We start from the raw sequence: 16025 nt of genomic DNA, 5'->3' as shown, positions 1-16025 counted from the left end.
ATGTCTTTCGTTCTTCAGATCCAGGAAATCGTTGAGGGCCCGATCAAGGACCTGTATGTCGAGGCGGGTAGCTCTCTGCCTACCTTTGCTCCGAACTTTGTTCCTGAGGAGGTTGACTTCTCCCAGGGGCAGTTCTCCAGCGAGTGGTTCAATGGCCAGACCTTCTCCTCCGACTGGGGCTCTGACGAGCTGATCAGCCTCGGTAACTTCAACTTTGCCGGCGGCGAATAAGGCTTCTTGAGCTTTTACATTCCCCGGTCCGCGTGTGAGCGCGGGCCGGGGTTTGTTTTGTCTGTGGGGACTGGACCTACGCTATAGTAGCCTGAACGTTGTTTAAGGGTGGGAGATTGCTCACATATAGACGGGTGTCTGTGGGGGTGCTCATGTATTCAAAGACATGGGATGAATGTCCGGTTTTGTGGAGTTAGCTGTGTTTTGCTCACGACTGGGGTGGGGGTGGGGGTATTGCAGGCAATCTCCCCTATTTCAATGTGGTTTTCTTGCGTTATCGTGTCCGATTGTCCGTGGGCTCTGATCTGCACTGGGGGGTTAATCCCACTAGGCTGAAGCAGTATGAGCCCACATAAGATCGGCGTAACCGAAGTCGCTTTCCGCGACGCGCACCAAAGCCTGTTTGCAACTCGATTGGCCATGGAGGACATGGTCGATGTCTGCGAGGAGATGGACCAGGCAGGCTTCTGGAGCGTGGAGTGCTGGGGCGGCGCAACCTATGACGCCTGCATTCGATTCCTGAACGAAGACCCGTGGGAGCGCCTGCGCACCTTCCGCAAGCTGCTGCCAAACTCGCGCCTGCAGATGCTGCTGCGCGGACAGAACCTCCTCGGCTACCGTCACTACGAGGACACCGTGGTGGATAAGTTCGTGGAGAAGTCCGCAGAAAATGGCATGGATGTCTTCCGCGTCTTCGATGCGTTGAATGACCCGCGCAACCTCGAGCACGCCATGCAGGCCGTGAAGAACGTGGACAAGCACGCCCAGGGCACCATCTGCTACACCGTGTCCCCGCTGCATGACGTGGAGGGCTACATTAAGCAGGCTGGTCGGCTGCTGGACATGGGTGCTGATTCCATTGCGCTGAAGGATATGGCCGCTCTCCTCAAGCCCCAGCCGGCCTATGACATCATCCGCGGTATCAAGGAGACCTACGGCGAGGACACACAGATCAACGTGCACTGCCACTCCACCACGGGTGTCACCATGGTCACCCTGATGAAGGCCATTGAGGCCGGCGCCGATGTCGTGGACACCGCCATTTCCTCGATGTCTCTCGGCCCAGGCCACAACCCCACCGAGTCTCTCGTCGAGATGCTCGAGGGCACCAACTACGAGACCGATCTGGACATGGACAAGCTCATTACTATCCGTGACCACTTCAAGAAGGTGCGCCCGAAGTACAAAGAGTTCGAGTCCAAGACTCTGGTGGACACCAACATCTTCCTCTCTCAGATCCCCGGCGGCATGCTCTCCAACATGGAGTCCCAGCTCACCGCCCAGGGTGCGGGCGACCGCATTGATGAGGTGATGGAGGAAGTGCCGCGCGTGCGCAAGGACGCCGGCTTCCCGCCGCTGGTCACTCCCTCCTCTCAGATCGTCGGTACCCAGGCCGTTTTCAACGTGCTCATGGGTCGCTACAAGGTACTTACCGCCGAGTTTGCCGATCTCATGCTCGGTTACTACGGCGAGTGCATCGGCGAGCGTAACCCCGAGCTGATCAAGCAGGCTGAGGAGCAGACCAAGAAGGAGCCCATCACCTGCCGTCCGGCCGATCTGCTCGAGCCGGAGTGGGACCAGCTCACCAGCGCCGCCGAGGAGCTCGATGGCTTCAACGGCACCGACGAGGATGTTCTCACCAACGCACTGTTCCCGTCCGTGGCACCGGGCTTCTTCAAGACCCGCCATGAGGGCCCGAAGAACGTGGGCAAGACCGAGGAGCAGATGAAGAAGGAAGCAGAGGCCGCCTCCGGCTCTGCCAACGCCGTGCGGGAACCCATCAGCTACCGGGTCACCGTGGGTGGCCGCAGCGAAACCGTCAAGGTGGAGCCCGCCTAAACGCGGGCCACGTAGAAACATACGAGAAGAGGAAAGCAGTAGACAATGGCTGACACTCACGAGCCAACAATGCAAGAACGCCTCGACCACCTTGCCGAGGAACGCGAGCGCGTCTCTCAAGGTGGGGGAGCGGACCGTCTAGGCAAGCAGCACCAGCGCGGCAAGCTCACCGCCCGCGAGCGCGTAGAAAAGCTGCTGGATCCGGGCACGTTCCAGGAAACCGGCATGTTTGCCAAGCACCGCACCACCCACTTCGGGATGGATAAGGCCGATGCCCCAGCCGATGGTGTGGTCACCGGTACCGGCGTGGTCTTTGATCGCCTGGTGCACGTTGCCTCCCAGGACTTCACCGTCATGGGCGGCTCCGCTGGCGAAACCCAATCCAATAAGGTGGCCCAGACCATGCGCGAAGCTGGCGTGACGGGGACGCCTTTCGTGTTCATCAACGATTCCGGCGGAGCCCGTGTGCAGGAGGGTATCGATTCCCTCTCCGGCTACGGCAAGGTCTTCTACGAGAACGTCTCCCTGTCCGGCCTCGTGCCGCAGGTGTCCATCATTGCCGGCCCCTGCGCCGGTGGCGCCGCCTACTCGCCGGCCCTGACGGACTTCATCATCCAGACCCGCAAGGCCAATATGTTCATCACCGGCCCCGGTGTGATCAAGTCGGTCACCGGTGAGGATGTCACTGCGGAGCAGCTCGGCGGCCCCGATGCCCATATGGCTAAGGCCGGCAATATTCACTTCGTCGCCGACGATGATGAGCAGGCCATTCTCATCGCGCAGAAACTGCTGAGCTTCTTGCCGCAGAACAACACCGAAGAGCCGCCGATCGTCGATCCCGACCCCGTGGTGGAGCCCGACGAGTCGCTGCGCGATATCGTCCCCGTCGAAGGCAAGAAGGGCTACGATGTGCGCGAGGTAATCGCCCGCATCGTGGACCACGGAGACTTCCTCGAGGTCCAAGAGGGCTTCGCCCGCAACATGGTGGTGGGGTTTGGCCGCATGGTGGGCCGCACCGTCGGCATCATCGCCAACCAGCCCAATGTGGTCTCCGGTGTGCTGGACATCAACTCCTCCGATAAGGGCTCCAGCTTCATCCGCTTCTGCAACGCCTTCAACATCCCGCTGGTCACCCTCGTGGACGTGCCCGGCTTCATGCCCGGCGTGGCCCAGGAGCACGGTGGCATCATTCGCCACGGCGCGAAGATGCTCTACGCCTACTCCGCCGCATCGGTGCCGAAGGTCACCGTGGTGCTGCGCAAGTCCTATGGTGGCGCCCACTTGGCCATGTGCTCAAAGGACTTGGGCGCAGACCGCGTGTTCGCCTGGCCCACCGCGGAAATCGCTGTGATGGGTGCCGAGGGCGCGGTGAACGTGGTCTTCCGCAAGGAGATCGCTAATGCCGAGGACCCCGAGGCCAAGCGCGAGGAGATGGTGGCCGAGTACAAGCGCACCTTCTCCACCCCGTACATGGCCGCCTCTCGCGGCCTGGTGGATGACATCATTGACCCGGCTGATACCCGTGCGGTCATCGCCAATGCGCTCGAGATGCTCCGCAATAAGCGCGTCACCCGCCCGTTCAAGAAGCACGGCCTGGGGCCGGCCTAAGCCGCCGCCGAGAACGCAGCGAGGGAGAAATAAGTATGAAACCGAAAAGCAATGACGAGCTCTACCAGCTCATCCAAAAGCTCAACACTCGCGTGAGTCTGCTCGAGGATGAGGTCAAGGAGCTCCGGGCTCGCTCGGATCAGGACATTCCTGAGGATGTGCTCTTTGCCATCAGCGCGGCCGTGTCGGCCTATATGGGCAATAAGGGCAAGGTCAAGGCTGTGCGTTTCCAGCGTCACCGCACCTGGGCACACCAAGGCCGCCAGATCATCCAGACCCGCTCCACTCACCTGTAGATCAAGTTGTTAAAGGTATAAGCATCATGAAACTGAAAGTTACCGTCAACGGCATCGCCTACAGCGTGGACGTTGAGGTTGAAGAAGACAAGCGCACCCTCGGCCCGATCGTGTTCGGCGGCAGCTCCTCGCCGTCCACCGAGCCGGCCACCGCCTCCGTGCAGGGTGTCTCCGCTAATGCCGTCGTGGCGCCGCTGTCCGGCTCGGTCAGCAAGGTGCTCGTCAGCGAGGGCGAGGAAATCACTGCCGGCCAGGTGCTGGTGGTTCTCGAAGCCATGAAGATGGAAACCGAGGTCACCGCGCCCGCCGATGGCACCGTGGCCACCATCAACGTGGAAGCCGGCGACTCCGTCCAAGGTGGCCAGTCGCTCATCGACTTGGCCTAAACCGGCCGCCACGCGCGCACCCACATACACGCACTGCTCCCTGCATCGTCCTCCATCAGGAGGGGTGCAGGGAGCAGTGCTCTATCGGAGTAGTGCCTAGCGGGAGAAGCGGCTGAGTAGCTCATCGTGGAGCAGACCATTGCTGGCTAGGGCGCTGCCGCCATGCGGGCCATCCTCGCCCTCGACCGAGGTGAAGCGGCCGCCGGCTTCGGTGACCAGCACGCTCAGCGCGGCGAGATCCCAGAGCGAGACTTCCGGCTCGAGGGCGATGTCCACCGCCCCCTCCGCGAGCAGGGCATAGGAGAAGAAATCTCCATAGCCGCGCAAGCGCCACGTGTCCTCGCTCAAGCGCACAAACTCCTCCAGCTGGCCGCGCTCCTGCCAGCCAGCCAACGAGGAAAAGGACACGGACGCATCCGCGAGAGACGCTACTTGGGAAACCTGGATGCGGCGTGGCGAGGCGCCGTGGGGTTGCGCCCATGCGCCCTGTCCGGCGCTGGCCCACCAGCGGCGGGTGAGCGCTGGGGCGGAGACCACACCCACCACGGGCTCGCCGTCGACAAGCAAAGAAATAAGGGTGCACCACACGGGTACGCCGCGGACGAAATTCTTGGTGCCATCGATGGGGTCGATCACCCACTGCCGACCAGCCATGGTGGTATCGCCGCCGAACTCTTCGCCCAGGATGCTGTCTTGGGGGCGATCGATGGCCAGCCGCTCGCGCAGCGCCTCCTCGCAGGCGGTGTCTGCATCGGAGACGGGGGTGAGATCCGGCTTGGACTTCACCTGCAGGTCGGTGGCGTGAAAGCGGTCGATGGTGATGCTATCGGCGATGTCCGCGAGCTCGAGAGCGAGGGCGAGATCCTCGGCATAGGTTGGCACAACAGGCTCCTTGAGAGATATCAGTAAACGGTTTTTAAGACTCTAGGGCGGCGCGGATCTGCTCCACGGTCTGGGCATTACCGGCGATAGACCACGTCACGCCGCCGGCCTCTACCTGGGCCGTGGCGCCGCCGCTTCCCTCCACGAGGGCGCGGCCGGGCAGCCAATCCCAGCAGGGCACCGAATGCTGCATCCATGCCCCCATCGTGCCATCGGCCACGCTGGCTAGGTCCACGCTGCCCGCGCCCCACATACGAATGGTGGAGGGCAGCTGCGCCACTGCCTGCCATGCGCCGGCCACCTCGGCATTGCCCACATAGGTGGGGTGGAGGTAGGTGGCCAGGGGGATGGTGGAGATATCGGCGTCGCTGAGCGGGGGAAGGGATTTGCCATCGCGGGTGGTGGGGATCTCGGGGCCGCCAAACCAGGTGTAGCCCATATCGGGGCGGTGGACGGCGCCGAAGTGCACCTGCTCGGGTTCGTCGGGGGTGCCGCTGACCAGCGCCAGGGCGGAGCACCAATAGTCGGAGCCGCGGGAGAAGTTGAAGGTGCCGTCAATGGGGTCGATTACCCAATAGCGGCCGGAGTCGGATTCCCGCGAGCTGCCCTCCTCGCCGCGCACCCCGTCCTCGGGGCGCAGCGCCTTGAGCGCATCAGAGACAAAGCTCTCGGCAGCGCGATCGGCCTCAGTGACTACATCTGAGACGCTGGTTTTGCGCTCGGTGGTGATGCCCACCTCCCGCATCCGCCACGCTAGCCGGCTGGCGTTATAGACCAGTGCCTGCGCCAACTGCTCATCGGAGCGGTCTTGCTGGGCGACAACAAAAGTAGAAGTGACGGAGGAGATCATCTCAGCTAAAGAACTCATGTCCACCATTGTGCCTTGTCTGCCGCGCGCAGGTGTGCTCACGGAGCGCAGGTGGGGGAGTGGCACGCTCTGCCCGCGTTCGGCGCGGTTGAGAGATATGCATAGAATGAACAACTATGCGCCCCGAGATTCAGCACCAGCATGCCAGCCTAGATTCCACCCTGAGCACCTTGGAGAAGGTACTTGACCCGGTGGGGCTGAGTGATGCGGTGCGGGAGCTGGAGATGAAGGCCGCCGATCCCTCGCTCTGGGATGATCCTGAGCATGCCCAGAGCGTCACCACGGAGCTATCCAATAAGCAATCCCAGCTCAAGCGCCTGACCCAGTTGCGCCAGCGGGTAGACGATCTGCCGATTATGTACCAGCTGGCCGAGGAAGAGGGCGAGCCGGAGGATCTGGCCGATGAAGAGCTGCGGGCGCTGCAGAAAGAGATCGAGTCGCTGGAAGTAACCACCATGCTCTCCGGTGAGTATGACGCCCGCGAGGCCGTGATCAATATCCGTTCCGGCGCCGGTGGCGTGGATGCCGCGGACTGGGCTGAGATGCTCATGCGCATGTATACCCGCTGGGCGGAGAAGAAGGGCCACAAGGTGGATGTCTATGACATCTCCTATGCGGAGGAGGCCGGCATTAAATCCGCTACCTTCGTGGTGCATGGCGAGTACATGTACGGCACCTTGTCGGTGGAGCAGGGGGCGCATCGTTTGGTGCGGCTCTCGCCCTTCGATAATCAAAGCCGCCGCCAAACCTCTTTCGCCGAGGTGGAGGTGCTGCCGGTGGTGGAAAAGACCGACCATATCGACATCCCCGACTCCGAGATCCGGGTGGATGTCTTCCGTTCCTCCGGACCCGGCGGGCAGAGCGTGAATACCACCGACTCCGCCGTGCGCCTGACCCACCTGCCCACCGGGCTGGTGGTGAGCTGCCAAAACGAAAAATCGCAGCACCAAAACAAGGCCTCGGCCATGCGGGTGCTGCAGGCCAAGCTGCTGGAGCGCAAGCGCCAAGAAGAACGCAATGAGATGGACGCCCTCGGCGCCGGCGGCAATGCCTCCTGGGGCAACCAGATGCGCTCCTATGTGCTGCACCCCTACCAAATGGTCAAGGATCTGCGGATGAACTACGAGGTCAATGATCCCACCAAGGTTCTCGAAGGCGACATCGATGACTTCCTCGAGGCCGGCATTCGCTGGCGCATCGCCCAGAACTCCGAGGAGGACTAGCTCGGCCTTTCTACGTGGGATCGGCGCAGGTGAGCGTCGATAAGCGCACGGCAGGAATGTGGGGGCAGACTTTAACACCAGCCAACAGCAGAGTTTTCAATGTGACTGCTGGGAACTAGGGTGGTTCATGTGATCACGTTTGATAGTGTAACCAAGACATATAAGACGTCCACGCGTCCTGCGCTGGACAATATCAACCTCGAGATTGAGAAGGGCGAGTTTGTCTTCCTGATCGGCCAATCGGGTTCGGGCAAGTCCACCTTCCTGCAGCTGCTCGTGCGCGAGGAAGACGTGACGAGCGGCGATATCTACTTCGATGACTACCATGTCAACGCTCTGCGTGGGAAGAAGATTAATGAGCTCCGGCGCAAGATCGGCTTCGTCTTCCAGGACTTCAAGCTGTTGCCGAAGAAGAATGTCTACGACAACGTGGCCTTCGCTCTGGAAGTAATCGGCAAGGATAAAAAGGCCATCGACAAGCTGGTGCCCGAGACTCTCGAGATGGTCGGCCTCGAAGCCAAGGGCAATCGCATGCCCCATGAGCTATCCGGCGGCGAACAGCAGCGCGTGGCCATCGCCCGCGCCTTCGTGAACCGGCCGCTGTTGCTCTTGGCCGATGAGCCCACCGGCAACCTTGACCCGCACACCTCCACGGACATTATGGTGCTGCTCAACCGCATCAATAAGACGGGCACCACCGTGGTGATGTCTACGCACAACGCTGGTGCGGTGGACGCCATGCGCCGTCGCGTCATCGAGTTGAACCTAGGCAAGCTCGTCCGTGATGACGTCCGCGGCGTCTACGGCGAGGGCAATTAAGTAGCAGCGGGAAAATAAGGAGACAACATTATGAGGCTTGGAATCGTGCTGCGTGAAGCCCTGCAGGGGCTCGGACGCAACATCACCATGACCATCGCGCTGGTGATTACCACCGCCATCTCGCTGGCACTGCTGGCCACCGGCATTTTGGTGACCAACATGACCGAACGCACCAAGGACATCTACCTGGATCGGGTAGAGACCATCGTGCAATTCGACGAGGAGATCTCGGCCAACGATCCCACCTGCGAGAGCGATGCCTGCCGGGAGATCCGCGAGCAGCTCGACGGTGCCGAGGGCGTTGAGGCCGTGACTTTCCGCTCCCGCGCCGATAGCTATGAGCGCTTCGTGGAGCTTTTTAAGGACACCGACCCCCAGCTGGTGGAATCGACCACCGAGGATGCCCTGCCCGCTGCATTGCACGTGCAACTGACGAACCCGCTCGAGGATTCCCCGCTGGAGCCCATCCGCGATAAAGAGCAGGTGATCGCGATCATCGACCAAAACGATGATGTCCGCGCGGCCACCGATAACCTTGATTCGATCCGTAACGCCACCTTCCTGATCGCCGCGGTGCAGGCCGTGGCCGCGATGTTCCTCATCGCCAACATGGTGCAGCTCGCCGCCTATCACCGGCGCGAAGAAACCAAGATCATGCGCATCGTCGGCGCCTCGCGGTGGTATACCCAAGCGCCCTTCATTCTGGAGGCTGTATTCGCCGCCCTCATCGGTTCGGCGCTCGCCGTCGCCGGGCTCTTCGCCGGCAAGAAGCTGGTGGTGGACCAGGCCCTGTCCGATCTCTACTCCTCCCACATCATCGCGCCCGTGCTCGACCAGCACGTGTGGGTTCTTGCCCCAGTGATTGCACTCATTGGTGTGGGTTTTGCGGCCATTACCGCAGACGTGACCCTGCGCATATACGTGCGGAAATAGTTTCCGCCGCAGCGCTTATCGACGCCCACCTGCCGCGCAGCTTTCCTTAAAAGGGAAGAAGCGTGCCGGCCGGTGGGCGTTGTGCTGTCTGCTGGGTACGGAAGCGTAGGCGCAGAGCGGAGGCATTTCTACCCAATATGGGGGTAGTGAATGCGAGAACATTCTCGGTTTAGGCAGTTGAGGCACTCCTAAGTGAGCTAAAGCTAAAATAACCCTAGGAATTGGGGGTAAGGGTGCGTTAACCTTTCTCTGTGTCGAAGCAGATCCGCCACAGAAGTGGCTGCCGCACAGTTGGCGCTCTGAGCTTCGACGTTTCGCTGTCACGTCGGGTGAGATGCACTCGCACTGACTGGGCGCCGTGCCGGCCGTGGTTGTCTGCTACGTGCTAATGGGCGCTCTCGATGAAAGGACGTGTAACCCAATATGAAGAAGCACCTTCGATTTACTGCTCTCAGTGCCATTGCTGCGCTCAGCTTCGCTGGCTGTGCCACTGGTGAGGATAGTGGTTCCTCTTCTTCCGCTGCGGCGGATGGCTCCGCCTCTGGCGAAGAGGTAAAGACTGTCAGTGTCACTGACCAATTCGGTGAACACGAAGTGCCGGTGGATCCGCAGCGCGTTGTGGCCACTGATAACCGCATCCTCGAGACCCTTCAGGACTGGGATATTCCGCTGGTGGCGGCCCCGCAGGACATCATTCCCACCACCATCAGCTACCGCACTGACGATTCCGTGGTGAACATCGGCAATCACCGGGAACCGGACCTCGAGGTCATCGTGGCCGCAGAACCCGACCTAGTGTTGAATGGTCAGCGCTTCCAGCACATGTACGAGGACATCAAGTCGCTCGTGCCCGATGCAACGGTACTCGACTATGAGATTGAAGAAGGCGAAAATCTCGGCGAGGAACTAAAGCACCAGATCACCGACGTGGGCAAGATTTTCGAGCGCGAAGACGACGCTAAGAAACTCAACGATAAGTTCGATGAGTCGGTTGCCGCCGCCAAGGAGGCCTACGACCCTGATCTCAGCGTGATGGCTGTGATCGTATCCGGTGGTGAGATCGGCTACGTGGCCCCCACGGTGGGCCGCACCCTGGGCCCGGTGTTCGATCTTCTGGATCTCACCCCGGCCCTCGATGTGGACAACGTCTCCGATGACCATAAGGGCGATGACATCTCCGTGGAGGCTATCGCCGCGGCGAACCCCGACGTCCTGCTGGTGATGGACCGCGACGCCGCTGTGAAGGCCGACGATCCCGACTACACCCCAGCTCTGGAGGTGCTCCGCAACTCTGAGGCGCTCAAGGACGTCCCCGCGATCCAGAATGACGCCATCATGGTGATGGATAACGACACCTACACCAATGAGGGCATCCAAACCTACACTGAGTACTTCAACGCTATTGCGGAGAAGCTCAAGGCTCTGAAGAAGTAGCGCTTGGTCCACACCCGCGTGGGCAGGTCGCGCACCACCACGCGGGTGTGGCACGTGTTGTCCCATCTGTGCGCGCAGCCTTCAGGCTGTGCCGCGTATCCCTAAGGAGCTACCACAGTTATGAGCACCCCCGCCGTTACCTCTGCCGATGGCCGTGATTCGCGGCCCGCTCGCCGCACCACCCGCAATTCGGTATGGGACTGGAAGCTCGCTGTGGGCATCGTGGCGGTAGCGGGACTGCTGGTGGCTTCGCTTCTCGTCGGTGTGCATGACACCTCAGAGATGCTGAACATCACCCGCATTCCCCGCACCATTGCTCTCGTACTGGCGGGCGCCGCCATGGCGCTGTCGGGATTAGTGATGCAGCTGCTCACCCAGAACCGCTTCGTGGAACCCACCACTACCGGAACCACGGAATGGGCGGCTCTGGGCTTGCTTTTTGCCATGATTATCTTCCCGAACCCGTCGCTGACCGTGCGCATGGTCTCCGCGGTGGTGTTCGCTTTCGTCGGCACCGTAGTGTTCTTCCTCTTCTTGCGCCGGGTGAGTCTGCGCAGCTCCCTGATCGTGCCCATCGTGGGCATCATGCTGGGAGCGGTCATCAGCTCCATCTCCACCTTCGTCGCCCTCCAAGTCAATATGCTGCAGCAGCTCGGTATCTGGTTCGCCGGCAGTTTCACCTCGGTGCTGCGGGGACAATACGAGGTGTTGTGGCTAGTTGCCTTCGTTGTGGTGGCGGTATGGATCGTGGCGGATCGCCTCACCGCCGCCGGCCTAGGCCAGGACCTCGCCACCACGATCGGTGTGAATTACAATCGCGTCCTCTTAATCGGCACCCTCATGATTGCCTTCGCCACAGGAGTGGTGACCGTCGTCGTGGGCAACCTACCCTTCGTGGGGCTGATCGTGCCGAACGTGGTGTCCATGATCCGCGGCGATGACCTCCGCTCCAACCTTCCTTGGGTGTGTCTGCTCGGCATCGGCATTGTCACCGTCTGCGATCTCCTCGGCCGGCTGATCATCATGCCCTTCGAAATTCCCGTGTCCGTGATACTCGGCATCGTCGGGGCCGTCGTCTTTATCGGCCTGCTTCTCTCTCATCGAAAGGGCAGAATCTAGATGGCTTCTTTTTCGCTTATCGACGCCAACTCTCAGCCTTCTCCATCCTCGGGCTCTGCCGATACCGCCGAGCCGCGGCATCGCACACTGGCCTTTGGCTCCAAGCGCACAGCTCGGCGCTATTGGTGGCTTATGGCAGCACTGAGCGCGGCCGCCGTTGCTCTCGCAGTGCTGCTGGTGTGGTGGGATAACCCGATGGAGGTGGGTAGCCGCGGCTTCTGGCTCATCGCGGAGCGACGTTCCTTCTCAGTGGCGGTGATGGCAATTGTCGCGATCTGCCACGGGCTCGCCACCGTCGCCTTCCAAACGGTGGCGAACAACCGCATCGTCACTCCCTCCATCATGGGCTTCGAGGCTCTCTACATCACCATCCAGACCAGCTTGGTGTACTTCCTCGGGGTGTCTGGATTTCTTGCTTTTTCCGGGCTAGTGCAATTCGGCGTGCAGGTCGTGGTAATGATTCTGCTCGCGCTCATGCTCTATGGGTGGCTCTTGGACGGGCATGGAAGCGATATGCAGCTGATGCTGCTCATCGGCATCATCATCGGCGGCGGGCTGACATCGGTGTCCACCTTCATGCGCCGCATGTTAAGCCCCAGCGAGTTCGATGTGCTCGCCGCGAAGATGTTTGGCTCGGTCAATAACGCCGATTCCTCCTACCTGCCCATCGCGATACCAGTGATGATCGTGGCCGCCGTCATTCTGCTCGGCAAGTCCCGCACACTCAACGTGCTCGCCTTGGGCAGGGAAGCCACCACGAATCTCGGCGTGAACTACCGGCGCCACACCATCATCGTGCTCACCTGCGTGGCCTGCCTCATGGCTGTATCCACCGCGCTCATCGGCCCCATTACCTTCCTCGGCTTCCTCGTCGCCACCTTGTCCTACCAGGCCGCGGACACCTATGACCACCGTCGGATTCTGCCGATGGCGGCTCTGCTGGGCTTCGTTGTGCTGGCTGGCGCCTACTTCATAATGAAGCACATCTTCTACGCCCAAGGCGTGGTGTCCATCATCATCGAGCTCGTTGGCGGCGTGGCATTCCTCATCGTGATCCTTCGGAAAGGCACCCTATGATTCGTCTGACCAATGTTTCCAAAACCTATGGCTCGGACACAGAGATCGGGCCCGTGGACCTTGAGATCCCGGTCGGTGGCATCACCGCACTCGTCGGCCCCAATGGTGCCGGAAAGTCCACGCTGCTGACGATGATCGGTCGCCTCTTAGGAATGGACAGCGGCACGATCACCGTGGCTGGCTACGATGTGGCCAGCACCCGCTCGGAGGATCTCGCACACGTGCTATCGATCCTGCGCCAAGACAATCACTTCATTACCCGGCTCACCGTGCGCCAGCTCGTCAGCTTTGGGCGTTTCCCCTATAGCAAGGGGCGGCTCACCGCCGAGGACGAAACGATCATCGAGCGTTATCTCGACTTCTTCAAGCTCACCGACCTCGAGGATCGCTATCTCGACGAGCTTTCGGGAGGGCAGCGACAGCGCGCCTATGTGGCGATGGTGCTCGCTCAAGACACCGAATACGTGTTGCTCGACGAGCCACTGAATAACCTCGACGTCGCCCACTCCGTGTCCATGATGAAGCACCTGCGTACTGCCGCCCGCGAGCTGGGGCGCACGATCATCGTGGTGCTGCACGATATTAACTTCGCCTCCGCCTATGCCGACCAGATCTGCGCCGTTCAAAACGGCGAAGTGCTCTACTTCGGCCCGCCCGAAGAGATCATGACCGGAGAGATCCTCACCGAGATCTTCCACACCGAGGTCACCTGCATGGAAGGGCCCGAGTATCGCGTTGCCGTTTATCACTAATCGGCGGCGAACCCGGGAGGGGGAGGGCGTAGGGCTCGGGACGAGTGCACGCTAGACTGGGGAGCTGTTATGAGCAAAAAGAAGAAGAAGCAGCAGCGCGCCGGAAAAGACGCCGTGGTGGCAACCAATAGGCGAGCGCGGCATGACTTCACCATCCTAGACACCTACGAGTGTGGCGTCGCTCTCGTCGGTACCGAGGTGAAGTCCATCAGGGAAGGGAAAGTCTCCCTCGCTGACTCCTTCGCCACCATCGATAAGGGAGAGGTGTGGCTGCAGCACCTCAACATTCCCGAATACTCGATGGGTACGTGGACCAACCACTCTCCACGGCGCAACCGCAAGCTGCTCTTGCATCGCCGTGAGATCGACTCCCTCGAGGGCAAAGTACGCGATGGGAAGCGCACCTTGATTCCGCTGAAGCTCTATTTCAAAGACGGCCGGCTCAAGCTGGAGCTCGGACTGGCCGAGGGTAAACAGGCCTATGACAAACGCCAAGACATTAAGAAGCGCACCGAGGAACGCGAGATCACTCGCGAGCTGGGGCGGCGGATCAAGGGCATCAACGCTTAATTAGTGCCAAATTAGTGCCTCATCAGCGCGGCCCCTTGGTGGGGCATTGTCAGCGCCCATTCCGCGGTGTAAGATGAAACTTCCTGTGAACGGATGAGCACAACACCCGACCGTGTCACAGGACGAACGAGGGGCTGATTTTTGGTTTCGACTTCGTACACTGATCCAGGGGAAGCGTGCCGGTGCAGACTACTGACCACCGATTTAAGCGTCGTAGTAACTAAAATAAACGCAGAGAAGACCTCTCAGCGTGACTACGCCCTCGCTGCCTAATCAGCGACGCGTGTCTGTCGGCCTAGGGTAGTTCCCGCCCTAGTTCCCGGCATCGACTTAAGGGAACTTGCCCACTGGCTGTGTTGACGGGGCCAGCGGGGACTCTTACCGACAACTGGGCTCATCATCCGGATGTGTTCGTCCAAGCCGGAGAGCCGAGTAGAGATCAGCGCACGAACTGCGCACGGAGAAGCCCTGGTGAGATGACGAAGGACCCGGGTTCGATTCCCGGCAGCTCCACGAACAGCATTTCCCCTAGTAGTTTTCTACTAGGGGTTTTGTTGTGTTTACGCTGGTTGAGGGCGTGTTACCATTATGACAGATGTGGACTCTAAGGGACAGAAAAAGCCCCTTATTAGTGACAGATTAGTGACAGATTAGTGACACGCAGGGACGAATTTTCCGCCCCGCTAGCCTCAACGGGAGATGTGGCATGCCGCCCAGGAAACGGACTCGCCGTGCTTTCGGAAAGATCACGTCTAGAAGGGGACGTTTCGTTGCTGAATACACGGGGCCGGACTCGAAGGTTCACCGCCCAGGGCGCTCGTTCAGCACAAAGATGGACGCCGAAGGGTGGCTGTATGCGGAGCGGCGCCTGATAGAGCTAGAAACATGGACACCACCGAAGCAGCGGCGCGCTAAAGAGGCCGTGGAATCTGTGACGGTAGGGCAGTGGCTAGATCGTTTCCATGAATCGCTAGAACAACGCCCTAAGCCCGTGCGGCGTTCAACTATGCAGACCTATCGCCGCTGTGTGGCTAACCGGATTACAGCCCCAGAAGTACGGGACGCTGATTTGCTTGCGCTGCGTGATATTCCCCTAGCCGAGTTGTCTAAGCGGGACGTGTATCGCTGGTGGGATGCGGTGCAGCGTTGTTTCCCCGATACGGCCCCCTTTAACCAGAAAGCGTATGGCCGCCTGCGTGCGGCGTGTCTAGAGGCTGTACGGCGTGAGTTGATCGTTAAGAACCCCGTAGAGGTGCCAGAAGCCTCACAACGGGTAAAGGCTAAGGAAAAGTACCTGCCCGAGGATTGGGAGATACAGGCCCTGATAGATGCTGTGTCCGAACCCTATCAAGCATTAACAGCGCTCATGCTCCATCACGGCCTGCGTATCGGGGAAGCTATCGCCCTAGAACGTGAAGATGTGGTGGTCGAGGCGACGGCTGTTCCTTACATGCCGAAGGTGTTGGTAACGGTTAAGCAGAACGCTCAACGCCTTGAGGTGGATGGTAAGACACGCATGGTTGTTCAACCCCCTAAGACTAAAGCGGGCTATAGGCAGGTGCCGATACTGCCCGGTGATGTGCCGTTGTTTTTACGCCACCTCGCCCGCTATTCCCCTACCGCACCCACCACACTCTATGAAGGCGACGGCACACGGCAAGCACGGTTGTTCACCGCTACTAGCGCGGGGGCGATGATGTTGGACACTAGCTATCGCAGTGTGCTGGGGCGCGCGAAGAAACGTGCTGGTGTGAATGCTGGCATCAACCCGCACACGGGAAGAAACTGGCTTATCACCCGGCTAGCAGAGCAGGGCGCGCACGTGAAAGAGATAGGAGCACTGCTTGGGCAGGATGACATGAACACCATCATGGGCGTGTACATGAAGGTACGGGCCGGTAGAACACACACCATGATGGAGAGGGTAGGCAAGAGTATCCAGTCGTCCCCCTCAAAGGTGCAGCAGAAATAGATAGCCACCCCGGCGC

At 60.4% G+C, this 16025-nt stretch carries 16 protein-coding genes and 1 other RNA gene; 15 read left to right on the top strand and 2 right to left on the bottom strand.

Annotation, left to right across the window (positions count from 1 at the left end; translation table 11 throughout):
- From GBB11_RS07145 to GBB11_RS07125, 5 genes are all read left to right on the top strand, one after another.
- Positions 1-231, top strand: coding sequence for a hypothetical protein (locus GBB11_RS07145; protein WP_151550208.1), 231 nt, complete (start codon positions 1-3; stop codon positions 229-231).
- Between the two features lie 342 nt (positions 232-573).
- Positions 574-2070 (top strand): methylmalonyl-CoA carboxytransferase subunit 5S, encoded by a 1497-nt coding sequence (locus GBB11_RS07140; protein ID WP_151550209.1) that lies wholly within the window; start codon positions 574-576, stop codon positions 2068-2070.
- Positions 2071-2115: 45 nt separating this feature from the next.
- Complete coding sequence (locus GBB11_RS07135; RefSeq protein ID WP_151550210.1) at positions 2116-3678, top strand: acyl-CoA carboxylase subunit beta; 1563 nt, start codon at positions 2116-2118, stop codon at positions 3676-3678.
- A gap of 35 nt (positions 3679-3713) precedes the next feature.
- Complete coding sequence (locus tag GBB11_RS07130) at positions 3714-3974, top strand: hypothetical protein (RefSeq protein WP_151550211.1); 261 nt, start codon at positions 3714-3716, stop codon at positions 3972-3974.
- A 26-nt stretch (positions 3975-4000) separates the two neighbouring features.
- Entirely contained in the window at positions 4001-4360 is a 360-nt protein-coding gene (locus tag GBB11_RS07125; protein WP_151550212.1) for a biotin/lipoyl-containing protein, read from the top strand.
- Positions 4361-4456: 96 nt separating this feature from the next.
- On the opposite strand, the gene hisN is transcribed toward GBB11_RS07125, so the two are convergent.
- Positions 4457-5242, bottom strand: a complete 786-nt coding sequence (gene hisN, locus GBB11_RS07120) for a histidinol-phosphatase (protein WP_151550213.1) — start codon at positions 5240-5242, stop codon at positions 4457-4459.
- A gap of 34 nt (positions 5243-5276) precedes the next feature.
- Positions 5277-6119 carry an inositol monophosphatase family protein gene (locus tag GBB11_RS07115; RefSeq protein WP_151550214.1) on the bottom strand — a complete coding sequence of 281 codons (843 nt, stop codon included), beginning with the start codon at positions 6117-6119 and terminating at the stop codon, positions 5277-5279.
- A 107-nt stretch (positions 6120-6226) separates the two neighbouring features.
- Between GBB11_RS07115 and prfB the strand changes: the two genes are divergently transcribed.
- From prfB to GBB11_RS07065, 10 genes are all read left to right on the top strand, one after another.
- Positions 6227-7333, top strand: a complete 1107-nt coding sequence (gene prfB, locus GBB11_RS07110; protein ID WP_151530433.1) for a peptide chain release factor 2 — start codon at positions 6227-6229, stop codon at positions 7331-7333.
- Positions 7334-7462: 129 nt separating this feature from the next.
- Positions 7463-8152 carry a cell division ATP-binding protein FtsE gene (gene ftsE / locus GBB11_RS07105; protein WP_151550215.1) on the top strand — a complete coding sequence of 230 codons (690 nt, stop codon included), beginning with the start codon at positions 7463-7465 and terminating at the stop codon, positions 8150-8152.
- A 30-nt stretch (positions 8153-8182) separates the two neighbouring features.
- Positions 8183-9085 (top strand): permease-like cell division protein FtsX, encoded by a 903-nt coding sequence (gene ftsX / locus GBB11_RS07100; RefSeq protein ID WP_151550216.1) that lies wholly within the window; start codon positions 8183-8185, stop codon positions 9083-9085.
- A 423-nt stretch (positions 9086-9508) separates the two neighbouring features.
- Positions 9509-10519: a siderophore ABC transporter substrate-binding protein gene (locus tag GBB11_RS07095; RefSeq protein ID WP_151550217.1), complete on the top strand. Its 1011-nt coding sequence runs from the start codon at positions 9509-9511 to the stop codon at positions 10517-10519.
- 120 nt (positions 10520-10639) lie between these two features.
- Positions 10640-11638: an ABC transporter permease gene (locus tag GBB11_RS07090; RefSeq protein WP_151550218.1), complete on the top strand. Its 999-nt coding sequence runs from the start codon at positions 10640-10642 to the stop codon at positions 11636-11638.
- On the top strand, positions 11639-12715 hold the full coding sequence (locus GBB11_RS07085) for an iron chelate uptake ABC transporter family permease subunit (RefSeq protein ID WP_151550219.1): 1077 nt from the start codon (positions 11639-11641) through the stop codon (positions 12713-12715).
- Positions 12712-13467, top strand: coding sequence for an ABC transporter ATP-binding protein (locus GBB11_RS07080; protein WP_151550220.1), 756 nt, complete (start codon positions 12712-12714; stop codon positions 13465-13467). The genes GBB11_RS07085 and GBB11_RS07080 overlap by 4 nt, the downstream gene beginning before the upstream one ends.
- Positions 13468-13536: 69 nt before the next feature.
- The gene (smpB, locus tag GBB11_RS07075; protein ID WP_151550221.1) at positions 13537-14037 is read left to right on the top strand and encodes an SsrA-binding protein SmpB; all 501 of its coding nucleotides are present in this window, start codon (positions 13537-13539) and stop codon (positions 14035-14037) included.
- A 130-nt stretch (positions 14038-14167) separates the two neighbouring features.
- Positions 14168-14553, top strand: a transfer-messenger RNA (tmRNA) gene (ssrA, locus tag GBB11_RS07070).
- Positions 14554-15043: 490 nt separating this feature from the next.
- Complete coding sequence (locus GBB11_RS07065; RefSeq protein WP_225979738.1) at positions 15044-16009, top strand: site-specific integrase; 966 nt, start codon at positions 15044-15046, stop codon at positions 16007-16009.
- The last annotated feature ends 16 nt before the right edge of the window (positions 16010-16025 follow it).

Source organism: Corynebacterium sp. 74A (assembly GCF_008930665.1).
GTDB lineage: Bacteria > Actinomycetota > Actinomycetes > Mycobacteriales > Mycobacteriaceae > Corynebacterium > Corynebacterium megadyptis.
Note: the sequence above shows the minus strand (reverse complement) of the source record. Positions and strands in the feature narration are given on the sequence as shown.